The sequence below is a fragment of the Bacillus sp. FSL K6-3154 genome (assembly GCF_040869395.1).
Lineage (GTDB): Bacteria > Bacillota > Bacilli > Bacillales > Bacillaceae > Bacillus > Bacillus safensis.
The window spans coordinates 431,684-452,717 of sequence record NZ_CP152033.1 but is presented as its reverse complement, the minus strand read 5'-3'; the positions used below and the strand labels follow the sequence as shown (position 1 = coordinate 452,717).

Here is a 21,034-nt window from a genome sequence, read left to right as displayed (position 1 = left end):
TATACTACGGTAAGATCATCATTTCTCAAGTCTTTTACATTGTACAAGACTGAAACAGGTATATTATAATGATTCATACTAGTGACGGAGGTGTCAATCAACATGGCAGATGAAATCAAAAAGAATGTTCCGCTCCTCCCATTGCGAGGCTTGCTTGTTTATCCAACAATGGTCTTGCATTTGGACGTTGGACGCGAGAAGTCTGTTCAAGCTTTAGAACAGGCGATGATGAACGATCATATGATTTTTCTAGCAACACAGCGGGAAATTTCAATAGATGAACCAGGTGAAGAGGAAATTTTCAAAGTCGGCACCTACACAAAAATCAAACAAATGCTGAAGCTGCCGAATGGAACGATTCGTGTACTCGTTGAAGGCTTAAATCGAGCGCAGATCGAGTCATATGTGGAGCTTGAGGACTATACGTCCGTCGATATTAAAGAATTGGCAGAAGAAGAGTTAAAGGACGCAGAAGCAGAAGCACTCATGCGCACTTTGTTAGATCATTTTGATCAGTACATAAAAATTTCAAAAAAAATCTCAGCTGAAACATATGCAACGGTGACGGATATTGAGGAACCGGGGAGAATGGCAGATATCGTCGCTTCTCACCTGCCGCTCAAATTAAAGGACAAACAAGAAGTACTGGAAACAGTGGATGTCAAAAAACGTCTGAATCGTGTCATCAGCTTAATCCACAATGAAAAAGAAGTGCTGGAAATTGAAAAGAAAATTGGCCAGCGTGTCAAACGTTCAATGGAACGAACGCAAAAAGAATATTATTTGCGTGAACAAATGAAAGCCATTCAAAAGGAGCTTGGAGACAAGGAAGGAAAAACAGGCGAAGTCAGTTCATTAATGTCTAAAATCGAAGAGTCCAGCATGCCTGAGTCTGTTCGTGAAACGGCGTTAAAAGAATTGAACCGTTATGAAAAAATTCCTTCAAGCTCTGCGGAGAGCTCTGTCATTCGAAATTATATTGATTGGCTGATCAATCTTCCATGGGGCATCTATACAGAAGATCGTCTAGATTTAAAGCTTGCAAGTGAAATTTTAGATGATGAGCATCATGGGCTGGAAAAAGTCAAGGAACGTGTGCTTGAATACCTTGCTGTACAGAAGCTGACCAATTCATTAAAAGGACCGATTCTTTGCTTAGCAGGACCTCCTGGGGTAGGGAAAACGTCACTTGCCAAATCGATTGCTAAATCACTTGATCGAAAGTTTATCCGTATCTCTCTTGGCGGGGTGCGTGATGAATCTGAAATTCGCGGACATAGAAGAACGTATGTAGGGGCGATGCCAGGCCGTATCATTCGCGGGATGAGTAAGGCAGGCACAATGAATCCAGTGTTTCTTTTAGATGAAATCGATAAGATGTCCTCTGATTTTAGAGGTGATCCGTCTTCTGCGATGCTTGAAGTGCTGGATCCAGAGCAAAATCACAACTTTAGCGATCACTATATTGAAGAGACATTTGATTTATCGCAGGTGTTATTTATTGCCACTGCCAACAATTTAGCAACCATTCCAGGTCCACTTCGTGATAGAATGGAGATTATCACGATTGCAGGGTATACAGAGGTTGAAAAAGCAGAGATTGTGAAAGATCATCTTCTGCCGAAGCAGCTAAAGGAGCACGGATTAAAGAAAGGGAACTTGCAGCTTCGTGAAGCAGCGATTTATGATATGATTCGCTATTACACAAGAGAAGCAGGAGTTCGTGGATTAGAGCGTCAGCTTGCGGCCATTTGCCGAAAAGCGGCAAGAGCGATTGTGGCTGAAGACCGCAAGCGCATCACAGTGACGGAAAAGAACTTATCTGAATTTCTCGGAAAAAGACTTTACCGTTATGGTCAGGCTGAAACGACAGACCAAGTCGGGGTTGTCACAGGACTTGCGTATACGACTGTTGGCGGAGACACCTTATCAATTGAGGTATCGCTTTCTCCTGGTAAAGGCAAGCTCTTGTTAACAGGTAAGCTTGGTGATGTCATGAGAGAATCTGCACAGGCGGCATTCAGTTATATTCGATCCAAAGCAGATGAACTGAACATTGATCCTAATTTTAATGAAAAGCACGATATTCATATCCATGTTCCAGAGGGTGCGGTTCCAAAGGACGGGCCATCAGCTGGTATCACCATTGCGACGGCTCTTGTATCAGCACTCACAGGACGTCCTGTGTCAAAAGAGGTTGGTATGACAGGAGAGATAACGTTAAGAGGAAGAGTGCTTCCGATTGGCGGACTAAAAGAAAAAGCATTAGGCGCACATCGTGCAGGATTGAAAACCATTATTCTTCCAAAGGACAATGAGAAGGATATTGATGATATTCCTGAAAGTGTGAGAGAAGGACTAACCTTTATTCCGGTCTCACATTTAGATGAGGTGCTTGAGAAAGCGTTGGTAGGAGAGGGAAGATGAAAGTAACAAAATCAGATATCGTCATTAGTGCGGTGAAACCAGAGCAGTACCCGAGCGGCGGACTGCCTGAAATTGCGCTTGCTGGACGATCAAATGTTGGAAAGTCCTCGTTCATCAACTCATTGATTAATCGTAAAAATTTAGCGCGTACGTCTTCTAAACCAGGTAAGACCCAGACGCTTAATTTCTACATTATTAATGATATGCTCCATTTTGTGGACGTTCCGGGCTACGGTTTTGCCAAAGTATCAAAAACAGAGCGCGAAGCCTGGGGTAGAATGATCGAAACGTATATTACAATGCGTGAAGAATTAAAAGCAGTCGTCCAAATTGTGGATCTGCGCCATAAGCCATCAGTAGATGATGTGAACATGTATGAGTTCCTTAAATATTACGGAGTTCCCGTGATCGTCATCGCAACAAAAGCGGATAAAATTCCAAAAGGCAAATGGGAAAAACATGCGAAAGTCGTCAAACAGACGCTCGACATTGACCCTTCAGATGAACTCATCCTATTCTCTTCTGAAACAAAAAAGGGGAAAGATGAAGCCTGGAATGCGATTCTTGCGAAGGTAAACGGCTAAAAAAAGCATCTGCGATGAGCAGATGCTTTTTTTATTCTTTGTCTTCTTTTCAGCGTGATAAGAAAACCCTTGAAGTCTAGAAAGGACGAGTACTGGCGCGGAGCGAATTTGTGATTCGTGAGCACCAGCACGCAGGACTGACACCGAATGGGAGGGTTTGTCTTTACGCTGAAGGCATCTGCCATGAGCAGATGCCTTTTTTATTGTATAAGTTATTTCCTTTTTAAAAATAATAAGAGGAGACTGACAGCAATCAGTACATAAGGCCAGTACAATTCAAAGCCGGAAGTAGGGATCGAAAGGGAACTTAGCTGTTTTGTAATTTGCTGAAAGAAATAAAGGAACAAACCGAGTGCGATCAGCACAACACTTTCAATTCGATATTCTTTTTTCTGAGATGATTTCACAAAGAGTGCAAGTCCTACGATGAACACAATCATTGTAAATGTGTCAGGCCAGTGGTCCAATTTAGGCTGTAGAATAAAGTGTAGCGAAAGGCCTGTCATGAGCATACCGATAAACACATGAGCGCTTTCTTGCTCCTTTTTTCCTTGATATAAGAACGCGAGGCCAAAAAGCAGTACAAGTGTATACCATTTCTCTTGATCCTTCCAAATGTCAAATTGACCTCCTGAGAGAATGGCATATAGCGCTACAGCCAATAAAGTGAGCGGCAGCAAAATGGATTTCTTCTTCAAAGATGTCACCTTCTTTTAAGCAGATCATTTGTCCGCACGCGCCAAATCTGGTAAATTGCTTGAAGTGATGATATGGCATAATTGGTGTCGAACATTTTTCTACTATATCACAACATTTTTGAAATCTGTTCACAATTTTTATCCAGTTAAAAATGAATATATGTTATAATCATTATAAATAATAAATTCTATATTGTAATTATTATAAATTAGACAGGGCGTTGGGGGTGCAAGCTGAAGTTATGCATATTCTTGTTGTGGGTTTAGATTATAAAACAGCCCCTGTTGAGATACGGGAACAGCTGAGCTTTGAACCGAGTGAGCTCGGAACAGCGATGTCCAAGCTTAAAGAAGAAAAAAGCATTCTAGAGAATATCGTCATCTCAACATGTAATCGAACAGAGATCTACGCAGTAGTAGATCAGCTTCATACTGGACGGTTTTATATAAAAAGATTTTTAGCCGATTGGTTCGGTTTAGAAAAGGAAGATGTCTCTCCATATTTGAAGTTTTATGAAAACGATGGAGCGGTTGAGCATTTATTCCGTGTGGCTTGTGGACTTGATTCCATGGTCATTGGTGAAACGCAAATACTCGGTCAAGTGCGTTCCAGCTTTAAAGTAGCTCAAGAGGAGAAGACCATTGGTACCGTTTTCAATTATTTATTTAAACAGGCGGTAACCGTTGCAAAGCGCTCTCATGCAGAAACGGATATTGCGTCTAATGCCGTATCTGTCAGCTATGCAGCTGTTGAGCTTGCCAAAAAAATCTTTGGACGTCTTTCTGATAAGCATGTCCTGATTCTTGGTGCGGGCAAAATGGGCGAACTGGCGGCTCAAAACCTTCAAGGTCAAGGAATTGGCCAAGTAACGGTCATTAACCGAACGTTTGAGAAGGCAAAGGAATTGGCGGGTCGTTTTTCAGGAGAGCCTAAGAGCTTAAACCAATTAGAAAAAACATTATCCGAAGCGGACATTTTAATCAGCTCAACAGGAGCGAAACAATTTGTCATTACAAAAGAAATGGTCGAAAGTGCGAATAAAAAGCGGAAGGGCAGACCTCTATTTATGGTGGATATTGCTGTACCCCGTGATTTAGATCCAGCTATTTCTGAAGTAGAAGGTGCTTTTTTGTATGACATTGATGACCTTGAAGGCATCGTGGCTGCCAACTTAAAAGAGCGCCGTGCAGTGGCTGAGCAGGTTGAGCTTCTGATTGAAGCAGAAATTGTGGAATTTAAGCAATGGCTGAATACGTTAGGTGTTGTTCCGGTCATTTCTGCACTTAGAGAAAAAGCACTCACAATTCAAGCCGATACGATGCAGAGTATTGAGCGGAAGCTTCCAAACCTCACAAACCGTGAAATGAAGCTGTTAAATAAACATACGAAAAGCATCATCAACCAAATGCTGAAAGATCCTATCTTAAAGGCAAAAGAAATTGCCGCGGAGCCGAATGCAGAGGAAAAGCTTTTACTCTTTAAAGAAATCTTTGATTTACAGGTTGAAGATGAAGAGCAAAAGGTCGAGCCGATGCAGGTGGAGCAAGGATCATTTCAGCTGTTCAAACCAAATATGGCGCAAGGCTTTGCTACAGTTGCCAGTGAGTGATTAAGCGATGATGGAATCCATTGTAGCGAGACTCAATGAAGCAACGATCTTAATCTATGCACTAAGTGTCTTGTTCTATTTCATAGATTTTCTTCAACACAACCGGAAGGCTGGAAAAATGGCTTTCTGGTTGCTTTCTATTGTCTGGCTGCTGCAAACAGTCTACATGTTCTATATTATGATGGAAACAGACCGATTCCCTGTGTTGAATGTGGCAGAGGGGTTATATTTTTATACGTGGGTGCTTGTGACACTTTCTCTTGTGCTCACAAAGGTATTGCGCGTTGAATTTATTGTCTTTTTTACAAATGTGATCGGTTTTTCCATGATGGCGATTCACACCTTTACACCATCTGATCTCCATTCAGCAGAACTAACGGGGAAGCTGACGAGTGAACTGCTCGTGATTCATATTACGATGGCGATTTTATCCTACGGTGCCTTTTCACTTTCATTTGCGTTTTCACTGCTTTATCTCTTTCAATATCGTTTACTGAAAAAGAAAAAATGGGGAAAATGGCTTCTGAGAATTGAAGACTTATCAAAGCTGGATCATATGGCGTACGTATTAAACATTATTGGTGTGCCTATGCTCTTGCTTAGTTTAATTCTTGGCATCATATGGGCATATATTTCGTATGATACGTTGTACTGGACAGATGCAAAGGTGCTTGGTTCGTTTATTATGCTGTTTTTATACGGCTTTTACTTATATATCAGATTGGTGAGAAATATGCAGGGCAAAATCGTGGCACTATGGAATGTCGCTTCATTTCTTGTGCTGATGATTAATTATTTTCTGCTTGGTAGCTTATCAACCTTTCATTGGTTTCAATAATGATGAGTCTTAAAGGCATTGTCGGGAGGAAGACGTATTGCGTACAATTAAAGTAGGTTCTAGACGAAGTAAGCTGGCAATTACACAAACAAAATGGGTCATTCAAAAGCTGTCTGAACTAAACCCTTCTTATTCTTTTGAAATAAAAGAAATTGTGACAAAGGGTGATCAAATTTTAGATGTGACTTTATCTAAGGTTGGCGGAAAAGGACTGTTTGTTAAAGAGATCGAGCAGGCGATGCTGAATCATGATATCGATATGGCGGTGCACAGCATGAAGGATATGCCGGCTGCTCTTCCAGAAGGTTTAGTTATTGGCTGTATTCCTGAGCGTGAAGATGTGCGGGATGCACTTATTTCGAAGGATCATCTAAGTCTCAGCGAACTGCCTAAGGGCGCAATTGTAGGAACAAGCAGCTTACGGCGCAGCGCCCAGCTTCTTCAGGAAAGACCAGATCTTGAGATTAAATGGATTCGAGGAAACATTGATACGAGATTGGAAAAGCTGAAAAATGAAGAGTATGATGCCATTATTCTAGCGGCTGCCGGTCTGTCCAGAATGGGATGGAGCAAAGAGGTCGTGTCGGAATTTTTATCTCCTGAGACTTGCCTTCCTGCCGTTGGACAAGGCGCGCTATCGATTGAGTGCCGCGGGGATGATGAAGAACTGCTTAAGCTTCTTGCTCAATTTACGAATGAATATACGAAGAAAACAGTCCTTGCAGAAAGAGCCTTCCTCAAACAAATGGATGGAAGCTGTCAGGTGCCGATCGCTGGCTATGCAACGATGAATGAGCATCATGAAATTGAACTAACAGGTCTTGTTGCATCTGCTGATGGCCACACGATTATTCGAGAAACCGTCACAGGCACTGACCCTGAAGCCATTGGAACAGCGTGTGCGAAGCAGATGGCCGATAAGGGAGCAAAGGATTTGATCGACAAGGTGAAAAAGGATCTGTCTCAATGAGCATAGGCAAATCGCTTCACGGACAGACGGTGCTTGTCACTCGAAATGAACGTCAAGCGGGCGTGTTTCAGCAAAAGATCGAAGCGCTGAACGGCCATGCGGTTTTAACCTCTCTTATTCGGTTTGAGGCTACGCTCACAAAAGAAAAAGCGCAGGCCTTTTTAAAGGACTTACAAAATAGCCAATGGCTTGTTTTTACGAGTGTGAATGGTGCGTCTTTTTTTCTGAATTACATAAAAGACCATCATTTACATAAGAGCTTAACCCATTTGAAAGTGGCTGCTGTAGGAGAGAAAACTTCTGCCTATCTTGAGCAGCACGGCTTGAAGGTGGATGTGGTGCCAGAACGATTTATAGCGGAGGAACTGGCAGATGCATTACTTGACCATGTACGCCCAGGAGAGCGTGTGTTTGTAGCAAAAGGGCATCTGTCACGAGATGTGGTGAAAGAAACCCTCATTCCGCTCGGCATAGAGGTAAAAGAATGGATTTTATATGAAACAGTCAAGGATGAGGAAGGAATTGCTGCTCTTAAATCGGCAATGACGAAGCAATCATTTGATTTTATTACATTTACTAGCTCATCCACTGTTCATTCTTTTATGCATGTGATGGAACAAGACGCAGCGAAGCTTGCTGCATCTGACACCTGTTTTGTGACGATCGGTCCTCTGACAAAAGAGGCACTGCTTCAATACGGGATTTCTTCTGAAACCCCAGATACTTATACGATAGACGGAATGCTTGATTTAATGTGCCGTTTATCTGAAAGGAAGTTGAACCATTGATGAAATTTAACAGACACCGCAGATTGCGGACAAGCGCAGGAATGAGAGAATTAGTCAGAGAAACCTTTTTAAGACCATCTGATTTCATTTACCCGATCTTTTTTGTAGAGGGAGAAAATGTCCGAAAAGAAGTCTCTTCAATGCCGGGTGTATATCACATTTCTGTAGACCTCGTGAAAGAAGAAGTCCAAGAGCTTGTTGATCTTGGCATCAAATCGATCATTGTATTTGGTGTGCCGGATCATAAAGATCATGTAGGCAGTGAGGCGTATCACGATCATGGCATTGTTCAAAGAGCAACGCTTGAAATCAAAAAGCATTTCCCAGAGCTCGTGGTCATTGCAGACACTTGCTTATGCCAATATACAGATCACGGACATTGCGGAATCGTTGAAGATGGAGAAATTTTAAATGATGAATCTCTTCAGCTATTAGCGAAAACTGCTGTCAGCCAAGCGCGTGCAGGTGCAGATATCATCGCGCCTTCAAATATGATGGACGGATTTGTTGTTGCCATTCGTGAGGCACTTGATGAAGCAGGCTTTATTCATGTACCTGTCATGTCATATGCGGTGAAATATGCAAGTGCTTTTTACGGTCCGTTTCGTGATGCGGCACATAGTACACCGCAGTTTGGAGATCGTAAAACATATCAAATGGACCCTGCAAACCGTTTAGAGGCTCTAAGAGAAGCGCAATCTGATGTAGAAGAGGGAGCTGACTTCTTGATTGTCAAACCATCTCTTTCTTACTTAGACATTATGCGTGATGTGAAAAATGAATTTACACTCCCTGTTGTTGCTTATAATGTGAGCGGAGAGTATGCAATGGTGAAAGCCGCCGCTCAAAATGGCTGGATTTCTGAAAAAGAGCTTGTTCTTGAAATGCTGACAAGCATGAAACGTGCAGGAGCAGAACTCATCATTACGTATCATGCAAAAGATGCAGCAAAATGGCTCTCAGAATAAAGAACGGATAGACAGGAGGACGTTGAAATGGGACGTAGCTATGAAAAATCAAAGCAAGCATTTGAAGAAGCACAGCAATTAATGCCTGGTGGTGTCAACAGCCCTGTGCGTGCATTTAAATCAGTCAACACAGGCCCGATTTTTATGGAACGAGGCAAAGGCGCCAAGATCTATGATATTGATGGAAATGAATACATCGATTATGTCTTATCATGGGGACCGCTTATTTTAGGACATACGAATGATCGTGTCGTTGAAAGCATTCAGCGAGTAGCGGAAAATGGGACAAGCTTCGGTGCTTCTACGTTAGTTGAAAATGAATTAGCTAAACTTGTATCAGAACGGGTTCCTTCCATCGAAGTTATTCGCATGGTCAGCTCTGGTACAGAGGCGACGATGAGTGCACTTCGTCTAGCTCGTGGTTTTACAGGCAGAAATAAAATTGTGAAATTTGAAGGCTGCTATCATGGCCACGGTGATTCTTTGCTCATTAAAGCTGGTTCTGGAGTAGCAACGCTTGGACTGCCGGATAGTCCTGGTGTTCCTGAAGGGACTGCAAGTAACACAATCACAGTACCGTACAATGATTTAGAAAGTATTCAAGTTGCTTTTCAAGAATTCGGAGATGATATCGCTGGTGTTATTGTAGAGCCGGTCGCAGGAAATATGGGGGTTGTCCCTCCGCAAGAAGGTTTCTTGCAAGGACTAAGAGACATCACGGAGCAATACGGATCATTGCTTATTTTTGATGAGGTCATGACAGGCTTCCGTGTGGATTATCACTGCGCGCAAGGCTATTTTGGCATCACACCTGATCTGACGTGCCTTGGTAAAGTGATTGGAGGCGGTCTTCCAGTCGGTGCTTATGGCGGAAGAGCGGATATTATGAGACAAATTGCGCCAAGCGGTCCAATTTATCAAGCAGGAACGTTATCTGGTAACCCTCTTGCGATGACAGCAGGCTTAGAAACCCTAAAACAGCTGACACCTGAGTCTTATGAAGAATTTAAACGAAAAGGTGATCGTTTAGAAGAAGGCATTTCGAAAGCGGCAAAAGCATACGGAATTCCATTAACGTTTAACCGTGCGGGTTCCATGATCGGATTCTTCTTTACAAATGAAGAAGTGATCAATTATGACAAAGCGAAAACAGCTGATCTTGCTTTATTCGCTGAATTTTACAAGGAAATGGCCGATCACGGCATCTTCCTCCCGCCTTCTCAATTTGAAGGACTATTCCTGTCAACAGCTCATACAGACGAAGACATCGAATATACGATTGAGACAGTGGAAAAGGTTTTTCAAAAACTACGTCGATAAAACAAAAGGCCGATATGGAGACATATCGGCTTTTTGCATTAGAGAAAACCAATCATATTTTCACTTCCTCCCTCATACAACTGTATTGACATCTAATTTTATTTTTTAAGGATTAGATGAAAGGAGGACACCGACTTGTCTCAAAACAATCGATTACAGTTTTCGGTAGAAGAATCCATTTATTTCAAAAGCGGACAGGAAGTCAGTGAGCTGCTGTCAATTTCTCTCGACCCTGACATTCTCGTTCAAGAAGTGAATGATTATGTTTCTATTAGAGGTTCACTCGAGCTAACAGGAGAATACAACATAAATCAAGAGGAGCTATTGGGTGAATTGAGTTCCTTTCCAACATACAGGGAAGCAGATGAGGTAAAGGTCAGAGAAGACGGAACGGCGGAGCTTTTGCATCAATTTCCAGTCGATATCACCATTCCGAAGAACAAAATTAGTCATTTAAATGATGTGTTTGTGTTTATTGATGCGTTTGATTACCAGCTGACAGAGAATCGTTTGCTCACCATTCAGGCTGATTTGGCCATTGAAGGCTTATTAGACGAGGAAACGCCTCCGGCGCCTGTAGAGGAGCCGTATGAATTTGTCCATCGTCCTGAAGTGGATTATGGCGATATGGCCTACGATTATCAGTTGCAGCCAGAACAAGAAGAACAAGAAGAGCTGCAAGGCGAAGAACGTGAGCATGATGAGAATCAGCCTGTATTCCAACATGATACGCGCGCGGAGCAAGAGGAACAGGAAGTGCAGGAAGTACAAGAAGAAGAGGAAGAAGAAATTAAGATAGAATTGGTGAACAGGGAAGTAGAGGAAGCGTCCGACGAACCTGAAGAATTAGAAGAACCTGAAGAGCCAGAACAGCCAGAACAGCCAGAACAGCCGAATAATCAAGAAGAAGCTGTGGCGCTTGGTTATCGATCCATCCCTGAAGCTCAGGTGCAGGAACCGCCATTTTTTGAACCGCCAAAGCTATTAGAAGAAGAGGAGCGGGAAGAGCCGTTCTTTGAAGTGGAAGTAAGAAAGGATCCGGAAGCTGCTGAAGAGCAGGAAGAAACGGTACAGTCGTATCCGGCTTTTGAATCACCTGCTGATCAAGTGGAGCCTGAGCTTGAGGCGCACGATGATGAATATCAGCTCGGGCGGTTATATGAACGGGAAGCACCTAAAATATATGAGTCAGCTCAAGAAGAAGAGGAGCTTGAAGAAGACGTGAGAGAAACGTCTGGCAGTGAGAATTCTCTTTATTTAACAAAGCTGTTCGCTAAGCAGGAGGAGGAAGATTTTTCCCGCATGAAAATATGTATAGTTCAGCAAGAAGATACGGTCGATCGTATTTGTGAGAGATATCAGTTGAATGTGCAGCAGCTTCTTCGCACAAACTCATTATCGATTGATGCGGAGCTTGAGGAAGGGCAGATTCTTTATATTCCTGAATATCAAAAAAGCAATGCATAGCAAGCGATGACTGACCGAGAAAATGTGGTGAGTGAACGTGGATGAAATCCAATCTGTCTTATACGAATACGGACTTGAGGCTGAATATATTGAACCTGTCAGTCCTGCTGTCATTAAGGTATATACAAAGCAGGGTGTATTTGCTCTAAAGCGAGTAAAAGCCAGCCGGCATATGCAATTTACAGAACAAATGCTTGAACTGGAATCAAAGGGCTATCGCTCCTTTGTGCCGATTTATCGGACGACGAGCGGTTCCTTTTTCTCAAGTCATCGGGAAAGCCAGTATGCATACTATCTGATGCCGTGGCTGACGAATGAAAAGAGAGAAGAGCAGGACGATAAGCACGAATATTTATTTCAAGAGATTGCAAGACTTCATAAGCGGACTGAAGTCATGATGGATATCACAGAGCAAGAGATAGAAGCACATTACACACAAATCAAGACCAAATGGGAAACAGAGAAAGACATGTATGAACGATTCATAGAGCGGGCAGAACAAACGTGGTATATGTCGCCATTTGAGCTGGCCGCTGCTATGTATTTTTCAGAGGCGATGTCTGCCAGTGAATTTGCGCTTGAACGTTTAGAAGATTGGCATGAAGAAATGAAAGACAAAGAGACAACGCGTGTTGTGCTAAATCATGGGCAGCTATCGATCCATCACTTTTTGTATAACGATGTAGGGACAGGACATTTCACCAATTTTGAGCGGTCTAAAAAAGCCGCCCCCATTTATGATCTTCTAACCTTTTACTTTCGGACTTTCAAAACCTATCCCACGTCTTGTCCTGAATGTACTTCCTTGTTTTATACGTACCAAAAAGGAAACCCTCTTCGGGAGGAAGAATTGCATTTATTTCTGAGCTACCTTGCTTATCCGCAAGGTCTGTTTGATACGATAAAAGCCTATGAAGCAGGCGGGCAGGATGAAATGGAAAGCTGCCAGCAGCTGTTAAGAGCGTATTGGCAGATGAAAAATTCTGAGCCGACCGTCATGAAAATTCACGAAATTGAGCAGGCTAGACGGCTTGAAGAAGAACAAAGTGCCTCGTCATCGGCGGAATGACGAGGTTATACTGCGTTAGCTTTATATGGGCAGGTACATAATGATGAGTTTTTAAAACCAATCAAGATGAAAGGCACAGGCGAGAAAAATAAGAATACCTAGAATGAGGACGTCAAATGTCGTAGGGAAAATGATCGTACGAAATCCTTGAAATATAGCAATCGGGAGAACGACTTGGGAAGCAACTGCCCGAATTTGTCTCAGCCAGGGGGGAAGTGTGTAAGGATTGATCTTCTTCAAATCAAACGCCCTCCTTCTTCATTTTGTTATTATCATATGGGCAAAAGGGCGAAGGGTGCCTGCCCAATTTGTATAAAGAAGAAGAAAAGCGGAAAAGATGATTGACGAAAACAAAAGGCATTTAGTAATATTAATAAAAGATGAGTATGTGCTGATGAACGTGATATATCGTAAGCGTGGATCAGGAAGAGTACGAGCAAGACCCTAAAGAGAGGGAAGCCAAGAGCTGAAAGGTTTCCTAGGATGTACTTGTTTGGAAGGTCGCCTGTGAGCTTAATTTCTTGAATGAACAAGTAGAGAAATTCGGGAGAACCCCGTTATCCTTTAGAGTGTATGGGACACGTGTATGTGTCTCGTGAAAAAAGGTGGTACCGCGAAAAAGCTTTTTCGTCCTTTTATAAGGATGGAAAGGCTTTTTTTATGTTTCATCAGCCGAAAAAATGTGGAGGTTACACAAATGGGAACAAATAATCAAGAAATGCCAACAAAGTACGATCCAAATGCGATTGAAAAAGACCGCTATACGTACTGGCTTGAAGGGAAATTCTTCGAAGCACAAAATGACAAAACGAAAGATCCATATACAGTCGTCATTCCTCCACCAAACGTGACAGGAAAACTGCACCTTGGGCATGCATGGGATTCTACACTCCAAGACATCGTGACACGTATGAAACGGATGCAGGGGTATGACGTTCTTTGGCTTCCAGGTATGGACCATGCCGGTATTGCGACTCAAGCAAAAGTCGAGGCAAAGCTTCGCGAAGAAGGCGTAAGCCGGTATGACCTTGGCCGGGAGAAATTTGTGGAAGAAACGTGGAAGTGGAAAGAAGAATATGCAGATTTTATTCGCAGCCAGTGGGCGAAAATGGGACTTGGCCTCGATTACTCCCGTGAACGTTTTACTTTAGATGAAGGTCTGAATAAAGCCGTTCGCCAAGTGTTTGTTCAATTGTATGAAAAAGGGCTTATTTATCGCGGAGAGTACATCATTAACTGGGATCCAGCAACGAAAACGGCACTTTCTGATATTGAAGTGATTTATAAGGATGTTCAAGGTGCATTTTATCACTTGAGATATCCGCTTTCAGATGGAACAGGTTCAATTGAAATTGCGACAACAAGACCTGAAACTATGCTGGGAGATACAGCCGTAGCCGTACACCCTGATGACGAACGCTATCAGCATTTGATTGGAAAAACAGTGGTTTTACCAATCACAGGCCGTGAAATCCCAATCGTCGGTGATGATTATGTCGATATGGAGTTTGGCTCAGGTGCTGTGAAAATTACACCTGCTCATGACCCGAATGACTTTGAGCTTGGAAACCGCCACGGGCTAGAGCGTATTCTTGTCATGAATGAAGATGGCACAATGAATGCGAATGCCCTGAAATACAAAGGAATGGACCGTTTCGAATGCCGCAAACAGCTTGTGAAGGATTTACAAGAGGAAGGCATTTTGTTCAAAATTGAAGACCACATGCATTCAGTTGGTCATAGTGAGCGAAGTGGAGCTGTCGTTGAACCGTATTTATCGACACAATGGTTTGTGAAAATGCAGCCGCTGGCAGACGAAGCCATTCATCTGCAAAAAGGAGACGACCAAGTTCAATTTGTTCCAGACCGATTTGAAAAGACATATTTACATTGGATGGAAAATATCCGTGACTGGTGTATTTCTCGTCAGCTATGGTGGGGACACCGCATTCCGGCTTGGTATCATAAAGAAACGAAAGAAGTATACGTTGGACTTGAAGCGCCAGAAGATATTGAGAACTGGGAACAGGATAACGATGTACTTGATACATGGTTTAGTTCAGCGCTGTGGCCGTTTTCTACAATGGGCTGGCCAGATGCAGACAGTGAAGACTTCAAGCGCTACTACCCAACCAATCTGCTTGTAACAGGCTATGACATCATTTTCTTCTGGGTATCCCGCATGATCTTCCAAGGTCTTGAATTCACAGGAGAAAAACCGTTTAAAGATGTCCTCATTCATGGGCTCATCCGCGACGAACAAGGACGTAAAATGAGTAAGTCGCTTGGCAACGGAATTGATCCAATGGAGGTCATCGACAAATACGGTGCGGATTCATTAAGATATTTCTTAGCGACTGGAAGCTCACCAGGTCAGGATCTTCGTTTTAGCTTTGAAAAGGTTGAATCCACTTGGAACTTTGCGAACAAAATTTGGAACGCATCCCGTTTTGCTTTAATGAATATGGATGGTTTAACGTATGATGAGCTTGACTTATCAGGAGAAAAATCAGTTGCTGATCAATGGATTTTAACACGCTTAAATGAAACAATTGAAAGTGTCACACAGCTTGCTGACAAGTATGAATTCGGTGAAGTGGGCAGACATTTATACAACTTCATTTGGGATGATTTCTGTGATTGGTACATTGAAATGGCGAAGCTTCCGCTTTATGGTGAAGACGAAGCAGCAAAGAAAACGACTCGTTCGATCCTTGCGTATGTATTAGATCAAACAATGAGACTTTTACATCCGTTTATGCCGTTCTTAACAGAAGAAATCTGGCAGCATCTACCGCATGAAGGTGAGTCTATTACTGTAGCGGCATGGCCTGAAGTGAAGCCGGAGCTTTCCAACGAACAAGCTTCTGCTGATATGAAGCTGCTTGTTGAACTCATTCGTTCTGTTCGTAACATTCGCAGTGAAGTGAACACGCCAATGAGCAAACAAGTTGAGCTTTACATTAAAGCATCTACGTCTGATGTTCAGGAACGTTTAGAGAAAAATCGTTCATATATTGAGCGATTCACGAACCCAAGTGTTCTTGAAATTGGCACAGATGTCCCAGCTAGTGATAAAGCGATGACGGCTGTCATTTCTGGAGCAGAACTCATTCTGCCGCTTGAAGGCTTAATCAACTTAGATGAAGAAATTGCTCGTCTGCAAAAAGAGCTTGATAAACTGACAAAAGAAGTGGAACGAGTTCAGAAAAAGCTTGGCAATGAAGGCTTTATGAAAAAAGCGCCTGAAAGTGTCGTAGAAGAAGAGCGTGCGAAAGAACGTGATTATGTCGCAAAACGCGAAGCTGTTCAAAAACGTATTGAAGAGCTGAAAGCATAAGAGTGAAAAGACGGCTCCTAATGAAATGGAGTCGTCTTTTTTGAAAATTTCGTATGAAATGAGAGATGACATTGTTTACAAACTACCATGAAGCAATTGAGTGGATTCACAGCAGATTGGCCTTTGGCGTAAAACCGGGTCTTGAACGAATGAAATGGCTGATGAACAGACTAGGAAATCCGGAACAAAGCATAAAAGCAGTACATGTTGCAGGTACAAATGGCAAAGGATCAACCATTGCGTTTACACGTTCTGTTTTACAGGAAGCCGGCTATTCAGTCGGAACCTTCACCTCTCCGTTTATACTAACGTTCAATGAAAGAATCAGCGTGAACGGAGCGCCTATAGAGGATGAAGAATGGCTGAGTTTGGTGAATGAAATCAAGTCTCTTGTTGATGAATTAGATCAAACAGAGCTTGGTGCAGCAACAGAATTTGAAATCATTACAGCATGTGCATTTGCTTATTTTGCTCATGTGCACCAAGTAGACTTTGTCCTCTTGGAAACAGGGCTTGGCGGAAGGCTTGATTCTACAAATATTGCTGTGCCAATCTTAACAGCGATTACGTCGATTGGTCATGATCATATGTCCATTTTAGGTGACACACTTGAACAGATTGCAGCTGAAAAAGCGGGTATTATCAAAGAGGGTATTCCAATGATTACGGCAGTCCACCAGCCAGAAGCTCTTGCTGTCATTCGAAACACAGCAAAAGAAAAGAATGCCGAATGTATTTCCTTACAAGATACTTGCAGCTTTGATGAGCAGCAGCCGACAGAAACAGGTGAACGTTTCACGTTACGCACATTGAAAAGGCAGTATCCTCAGCTTGAAACAGGATTAATTGGAACGCATCAAAGGCAAAATGCTTCCCTTGCTGTTTTACTCATTGAATGGCTGGAGCAAGAAGGCTATATTAGCGTGACAGAAGAGCAAATATATGAAGGCATTCGGCAGGCAGTTTGGGCTGGGAGGTTTGAAAAGGTCAAAGATCATCCTCCAGTGTATTTAGACGGCGCACATAATGAAGAAGGGATCGACCGTTTAATTGAAACCGTACAAGCTCATTTTTCTAGTAAACAGGTGCATATTTGTTTTAGTGCTTTAAAAGATAAGCCGTACAAGAAAATGATTCAAAAGCTTGAAGCTGTAAGTTCTTCTATCCATTTTGTTTCATTTGATTTTCCAAGAGCCGAATCAGCTGAAAAGCTTTATGTATGCAGTCATTTAGAAGCAAAGTCGTATGATGATGACCCTCGTACAGTGCTTGAGTTCATTCAGAAAAAAAGTGATGATCCTTCAGCGGTGATTCTTGTGACTGGCTCTCTTTATTTTATTTCAGATATAAGAAATCGTATGATCGGATAACAAAAAACGCAAATGGCTTCAATGCCTCTTGCGTTTTTTTCTTTTGATACGCAGAAGAGAAGTAAAATCATATTTTTGCTATGTGCACAATGAATACGGTCATGGTAAAATCCGGTCTATCTTATTCTCGGAAGGGGTCACGATATATGATAGGTATTTTTGTGTTTCTTGCGGGCGTCACCATGGGGTCATTCTTTCATCTAGTCGGTGAAAGGCTGCCACTGAAGCGGTCTATTCTTTTTCCTCGTTCTCACTGCACAGCCTGTAAACAGCCGCTTTCCTTGCGCGAGATGATTCCGCTAGTTTCGTATGCATTATTGAGGGGGACTTGTAAACATTGCGGCACTCGGCTGCCAATGCTATATCCACTGATTGAGCTGCTGTCAGGCAGTCTTTTTTTGCTCATGTATAGAATCGCTGGTATTTCGTTTGAAGGTCTTTTTCTTGTGATTCTTTGTAGTTTATTTGTGATTGCTGTCGTGAGCGATCTCCTTTATATGAGGGTGCCAAACGAGCTGTTTCTCTTCTTTTTCCCTCTTTTCGTCATATACCGCACGCTTGAACCTCTTCTTATTTGGTGGGAAGGAGCGGCTTCGCTTCTTTTTTGCTTTCTCTTGTTTTATAGTTTAGATCGTTTCAAGCCAAATAGCATGGGCGGAGCTGATATGAAGCTGTTCGGTGTGCTTGCATTTTGCTTTGGCTTAAAGCCATTCCTTCTCATTCTTTTTCTCTCGTGTATCGCTGGAATCGTCTATGCGAAGGTTTTTTCTTTTCGATTAGATGAGCCATTTCCCTTTGTTCCTGCGATCTCTTTTTCTTTTTGGCTGTATCTCTATGGAGTTCATGTCATGCTCCCGTTGGCCGGGTCGATCGGTTGAAAAAATTGGCGAACACTTTTTTTCCGTGCCGACAAAAGTCTTGTTCTTTTTTTTATCTGCTATGTTAAAGTGTGAAACAGAAAGAAGGACGGGTTACATTCGCGCTGATTCATTGGACAAAAAGGTCTTTCTTACAAACAATGTCAGAAAGCGGGGAATGACAGTGAAAAAAAGGCAGGCAAAAAAACAAGGGTTAAAAGTCAATATTAATGGCAAAGAAGAAATGCTTCATGAAGATGACCACCAGCCGCCAAAACAGCAAGAGGATGATCAAGTGACGTTTTCGAATTGGGAGGAAAAAAGGCAGTCAGAACAGGAGACAGCTGCTTCTGAGGAAGAACCGGCTAAACCGAAAGAAGAAGACTTCCAGTGGGATGACGCAGCTGATCATATTTATCATTCTGACCCAAAGGTCGTCACACCTTATCAAAAGAAAAAAGGCTCCTTTGACCAGAAGTTCGGTAAAAACCGCGGCCCGTTTAAGAGAGTGATGACAACGATTGTGTTTGCAGTGGTTCTTGGGACAGGCCTTGGTGTGTTTGCCCTTAGCTTAAGTCAAGATGGTTCTCAGAATCCATCAGGGGGAGATATCAGCGTTTCAGCGTCCGGAAATCAATCATCAATGAAAGCGGGCGGGGATGCGCCGCCAGCAGATACTGCTGATGAATCAAAAGAGAATAAGGATGAAAAAAGCGCCTCTGGCAGTTTTTCAACCTATGTCGTACAGGCTGGAAAGTTTTCCTCTGAAAAAGGAGCAGATGAATTAGTTGGCAGTTTAAAAGAAGCAGGATATGCGGGGAAAAAGGTCTCGATGGATGATGGCTATTATGTCATTGCCGGGCTTGCGACAGAACAGGGCATGACAAGTGCTGTTGGGAAGAAGCTGATTGATCAGCACTTTGAGGCGTGGGGAGGCAAGGAGCTCTCATTTCAAGTACCGGAGGAGCTGACTAGTTTAATAGAAAAGGCATCTGTTTTATCCTCTAAGGTCATTGCAGGGGATGATGTGGATCAAAAGGACGTTGCACAGCTAATCTCTGAGCTTGAAAGTGCCAAAACAACGGACGCACCAGCTAAAAGCAGTTTGCTGAAAGCGGTGCAGCTGTTAAATGAACCTACTGCTGAAAACGGGTGGAAATCTCAGCAGGCACTGCTTGATCAATTAAATACGTAAATTCATATTTTAAGAAACCAAACTAGTCAAAAAATGACTAGTTTTTTTCTTTTGCATCCAACATAATGATGAAGGAACATGAAAAATGAATTTTCGTAAATTGTCGGTAAGATGTACATTTGATAGGATGAATGGGTATCTTACTTCTTAGGCTAAACCCTGAAAGGATGAACAAACATGAACCAATTGATTCTCGCATCTCAATCCCCTAGAAGAAAAGAATTGCTTGATCTAGCAGGGTTTTCTTATGACATTCAAGCAAGTCAATTAAAAGAAGAAATAAATCGAAACTTTTCTCCTGCAGAGAACGTCCAATGGTTGGCAGAACAAAAAGCAAGTGATATTCAAAGATTATATCCCGAAGCTGTGATTATTGGTGCAGATACGATTGTTGCAATTGACGGCAAATGTCTTGGGAAACCAAAAGACAAGGAAGAAGCGGCCTCAATGCTTCAATTATTGTCAGGAAAGACACATCAAGTCTTGACGGGTGTCACGATTCAGTCAGAGAATAGAAAAGAAACATTTTATGAACAGACAGAAGTGACGTTTTGGACACTTACGCAAAATGAAATAGACCGCTATATCGAAACGGGAGAACCGCTTGATAAAGCGGGAAGCTATGGCATTCAAGGAAAAGGCGCACTGTTTGTTCAAAAAATAGATGGTGATTATTTTTCCGTTGTAGGTCTCCCTATTGCCAAAACAGTTAGAGTGCTCGAAACATTTGGAATCACCCCTTTTTGATGACAGGAAGGAATCTAAAAGGAGTGGGCATCATGAACGATTTCCCTATGTTGCTAAAGCATTTTCCTCAAGATGAAAAGCCGAGAGAACGATTGATCAAATATGGTCCCGGCAGTCTGTCAAACCATGAACTTGTTGCGATTCTTTTAAGGACAGGCACAAAAAAGGAATCAGTTCTTCAAATTTCTGCAAGACTTCTGCAAACATTTGGCGGTCTTCGCTCTGTAAGAGAAGCCTCAATTGAAGAAATGTCGAAGATTCGAGGAGTTGGAAAGGCGAAGGCGGTCTCTCTTTTAGCTGCTTTAGAACTCGGCACTAGATTACACCATCAAACGACGGACAACCGCTATGTGATCCGCACACCAGAGGATGGGGCAAACTTTGTGATGGAAGATATGAGGTTTTTACAACAGGAAAATTTCGTTTGTCTTTATCTCAATACTAAAAATCAAGTCCTTCATAAACATACCGTGTTTATTGGCAGTTTGAACTCATCCATCGTTCACCCGCGTGAAATTTTCAAAGAGGCCTTTAAACGGTCCGCTGCTTCATTTATATGTGTGCACAACCATCCATCAGGAGATCCGACGCCGAGCAGGGAAGATATTGAAGTCACACAGCGACTTTTTGAATGTGGAAAGCTGATTGGAATACAGCTGCTTGATCATCTTGTCATAGGTGATCAAAAATTTGTGAGTTTGAAGGAAAAAGGGTATTTGTAACACTTTTTTTTTCAATGTTTTACGATATAATAGAGTTTATGAGTTTTTCCCTAAGGGAATTTTG

At 42.4% G+C, this 21,034-nt stretch carries 18 protein-coding genes and 1 other annotated feature; of the genes, 16 read left to right on the top strand and 2 right to left on the bottom strand.

All coding sequences use genetic code 11. The annotated features are described in order from the left end of the window. The first annotated feature begins 102 nt into the window (after positions 1-102). Both lon and yihA read left to right on the top strand, forming a co-directional pair. On the top strand, positions 103-2,427 hold the full coding sequence (lon, locus tag MHH61_RS02520) for an endopeptidase La (protein ID WP_024423178.1): 2,325 nt from the start codon (positions 103-105) through the stop codon (positions 2,425-2,427). Further along, the gene (gene yihA / locus MHH61_RS02515) at positions 2,424-3,011 is read left to right on the top strand and encodes a ribosome biogenesis GTP-binding protein YihA/YsxC (RefSeq protein WP_024423177.1); all 588 of its coding nucleotides are present in this window, start codon (positions 2,424-2,426) and stop codon (positions 3,009-3,011) included. The genes lon and yihA overlap by 4 nt, the downstream gene beginning before the upstream one ends. Positions 3,012-3,223: 212 nt before the next feature. On the opposite strand, the gene MHH61_RS02510 is transcribed toward yihA, so the two are convergent. Beyond that, a complete protein-coding gene (locus MHH61_RS02510; protein ID WP_034279808.1) occupies positions 3,224-3,709 on the bottom strand; it encodes a hypothetical protein in 486 nt (161 codons plus the stop codon). A gap of 242 nt (positions 3,710-3,951) precedes the next feature. On the opposite strand from MHH61_RS02510, the gene hemA reads away from it, so the two are divergent. The 8 genes from hemA (at position 3,952) to ysxE (ending at position 12,739) form a co-directional block, all read left to right on the top strand. Beyond that, a complete protein-coding gene (gene hemA, locus MHH61_RS02505; protein WP_024427831.1) occupies positions 3,952-5,319 on the top strand; it encodes a glutamyl-tRNA reductase in 1,368 nt (455 codons plus the stop codon). Between the two features lie 7 nt (positions 5,320-5,326). Then, positions 5,327-6,157 (top strand): cytochrome c biogenesis protein, encoded by an 831-nt coding sequence (locus MHH61_RS02500; protein WP_024423174.1) that lies wholly within the window; start codon positions 5,327-5,329, stop codon positions 6,155-6,157. A gap of 37 nt (positions 6,158-6,194) precedes the next feature. Then, positions 6,195-7,127: a hydroxymethylbilane synthase gene (gene hemC, locus MHH61_RS02495; protein WP_025092449.1), complete on the top strand. Its 933-nt coding sequence runs from the start codon at positions 6,195-6,197 to the stop codon at positions 7,125-7,127. Continuing rightward, positions 7,124-7,915, top strand: coding sequence for a uroporphyrinogen-III synthase (locus MHH61_RS02490; RefSeq protein ID WP_025092448.1), 792 nt, complete (start codon positions 7,124-7,126; stop codon positions 7,913-7,915). Before hemC ends, MHH61_RS02490 begins: the two co-directional genes overlap by 4 nt. After that, complete coding sequence (gene hemB / locus MHH61_RS02485; RefSeq protein WP_029706177.1) at positions 7,915-8,883, top strand: porphobilinogen synthase; 969 nt, start codon at positions 7,915-7,917, stop codon at positions 8,881-8,883. Before MHH61_RS02490 ends, hemB begins: the two co-directional genes overlap by 1 nt. 27 nt (positions 8,884-8,910) lie before the next feature. After that, positions 8,911-10,203 carry a glutamate-1-semialdehyde 2,1-aminomutase gene (gene hemL / locus MHH61_RS02480; RefSeq protein ID WP_125586698.1) on the top strand — a complete coding sequence of 431 codons (1,293 nt, stop codon included), beginning with the start codon at positions 8,911-8,913 and terminating at the stop codon, positions 10,201-10,203. 135 nt (positions 10,204-10,338) lie between these two features. Next, positions 10,339-11,670 carry a LysM peptidoglycan-binding domain-containing protein gene (locus MHH61_RS02475; protein ID WP_125586697.1) on the top strand — a complete coding sequence of 444 codons (1,332 nt, stop codon included), beginning with the start codon at positions 10,339-10,341 and terminating at the stop codon, positions 11,668-11,670. A gap of 37 nt (positions 11,671-11,707) precedes the next feature. Next, positions 11,708-12,739: a spore coat protein YsxE gene (gene ysxE / locus MHH61_RS02470; RefSeq protein WP_025092446.1), complete on the top strand. Its 1,032-nt coding sequence runs from the start codon at positions 11,708-11,710 to the stop codon at positions 12,737-12,739. A 51-nt stretch (positions 12,740-12,790) separates the two neighbouring features. On the opposite strand, the gene MHH61_RS02465 is transcribed toward ysxE, so the two are convergent. Further along, the gene (locus MHH61_RS02465) at positions 12,791-12,979 is read right to left on the bottom strand and encodes a hypothetical protein (protein ID WP_003216497.1); all 189 of its coding nucleotides are present in this window, start codon (positions 12,977-12,979) and stop codon (positions 12,791-12,793) included. A gap of 168 nt (positions 12,980-13,147) precedes the next feature. Next, positions 13,148-13,377, top strand: a binding site (T-box leader). A 59-nt stretch (positions 13,378-13,436) separates the two neighbouring features. Between MHH61_RS02465 and MHH61_RS02460 the strand changes: the two genes are divergently transcribed. The 6 genes from MHH61_RS02460 to radC all read left to right on the top strand — a co-directional run bounded on the left by MHH61_RS02460 (position 13,437) and on the right by radC (position 20,970). Continuing rightward, on the top strand, positions 13,437-16,079 hold the full coding sequence (locus MHH61_RS02460; RefSeq protein ID WP_073206700.1) for a valine--tRNA ligase: 2,643 nt from the start codon (positions 13,437-13,439) through the stop codon (positions 16,077-16,079). Positions 16,080-16,144: 65 nt separating this feature from the next. Then, positions 16,145-17,449: a folylpolyglutamate synthase/dihydrofolate synthase family protein gene (locus MHH61_RS02455; protein WP_125586695.1), complete on the top strand. Its 1,305-nt coding sequence runs from the start codon at positions 16,145-16,147 to the stop codon at positions 17,447-17,449. 146 nt (positions 17,450-17,595) lie between these two features. Beyond that, complete coding sequence (locus MHH61_RS02450; RefSeq protein WP_125586693.1) at positions 17,596-18,327, top strand: A24 family peptidase; 732 nt, start codon at positions 17,596-17,598, stop codon at positions 18,325-18,327. Positions 18,328-18,484: 157 nt separating this feature from the next. Further along, entirely contained in the window at positions 18,485-19,501 is a 1,017-nt protein-coding gene (locus tag MHH61_RS02445; protein ID WP_241218561.1) for an SPOR domain-containing protein, read from the top strand. A gap of 177 nt (positions 19,502-19,678) precedes the next feature. Beyond that, the gene (locus MHH61_RS02440) at positions 19,679-20,248 is read left to right on the top strand and encodes a nucleoside triphosphate pyrophosphatase (RefSeq protein WP_024423165.1); all 570 of its coding nucleotides are present in this window, start codon (positions 19,679-19,681) and stop codon (positions 20,246-20,248) included. 47 nt (positions 20,249-20,295) lie between these two features. Beyond that, entirely contained in the window at positions 20,296-20,970 is a 675-nt protein-coding gene (gene radC, locus MHH61_RS02435; protein ID WP_034667393.1) for a DNA repair protein RadC, read from the top strand. Positions 20,971-21,034: the final 64 nt, after the last annotated feature.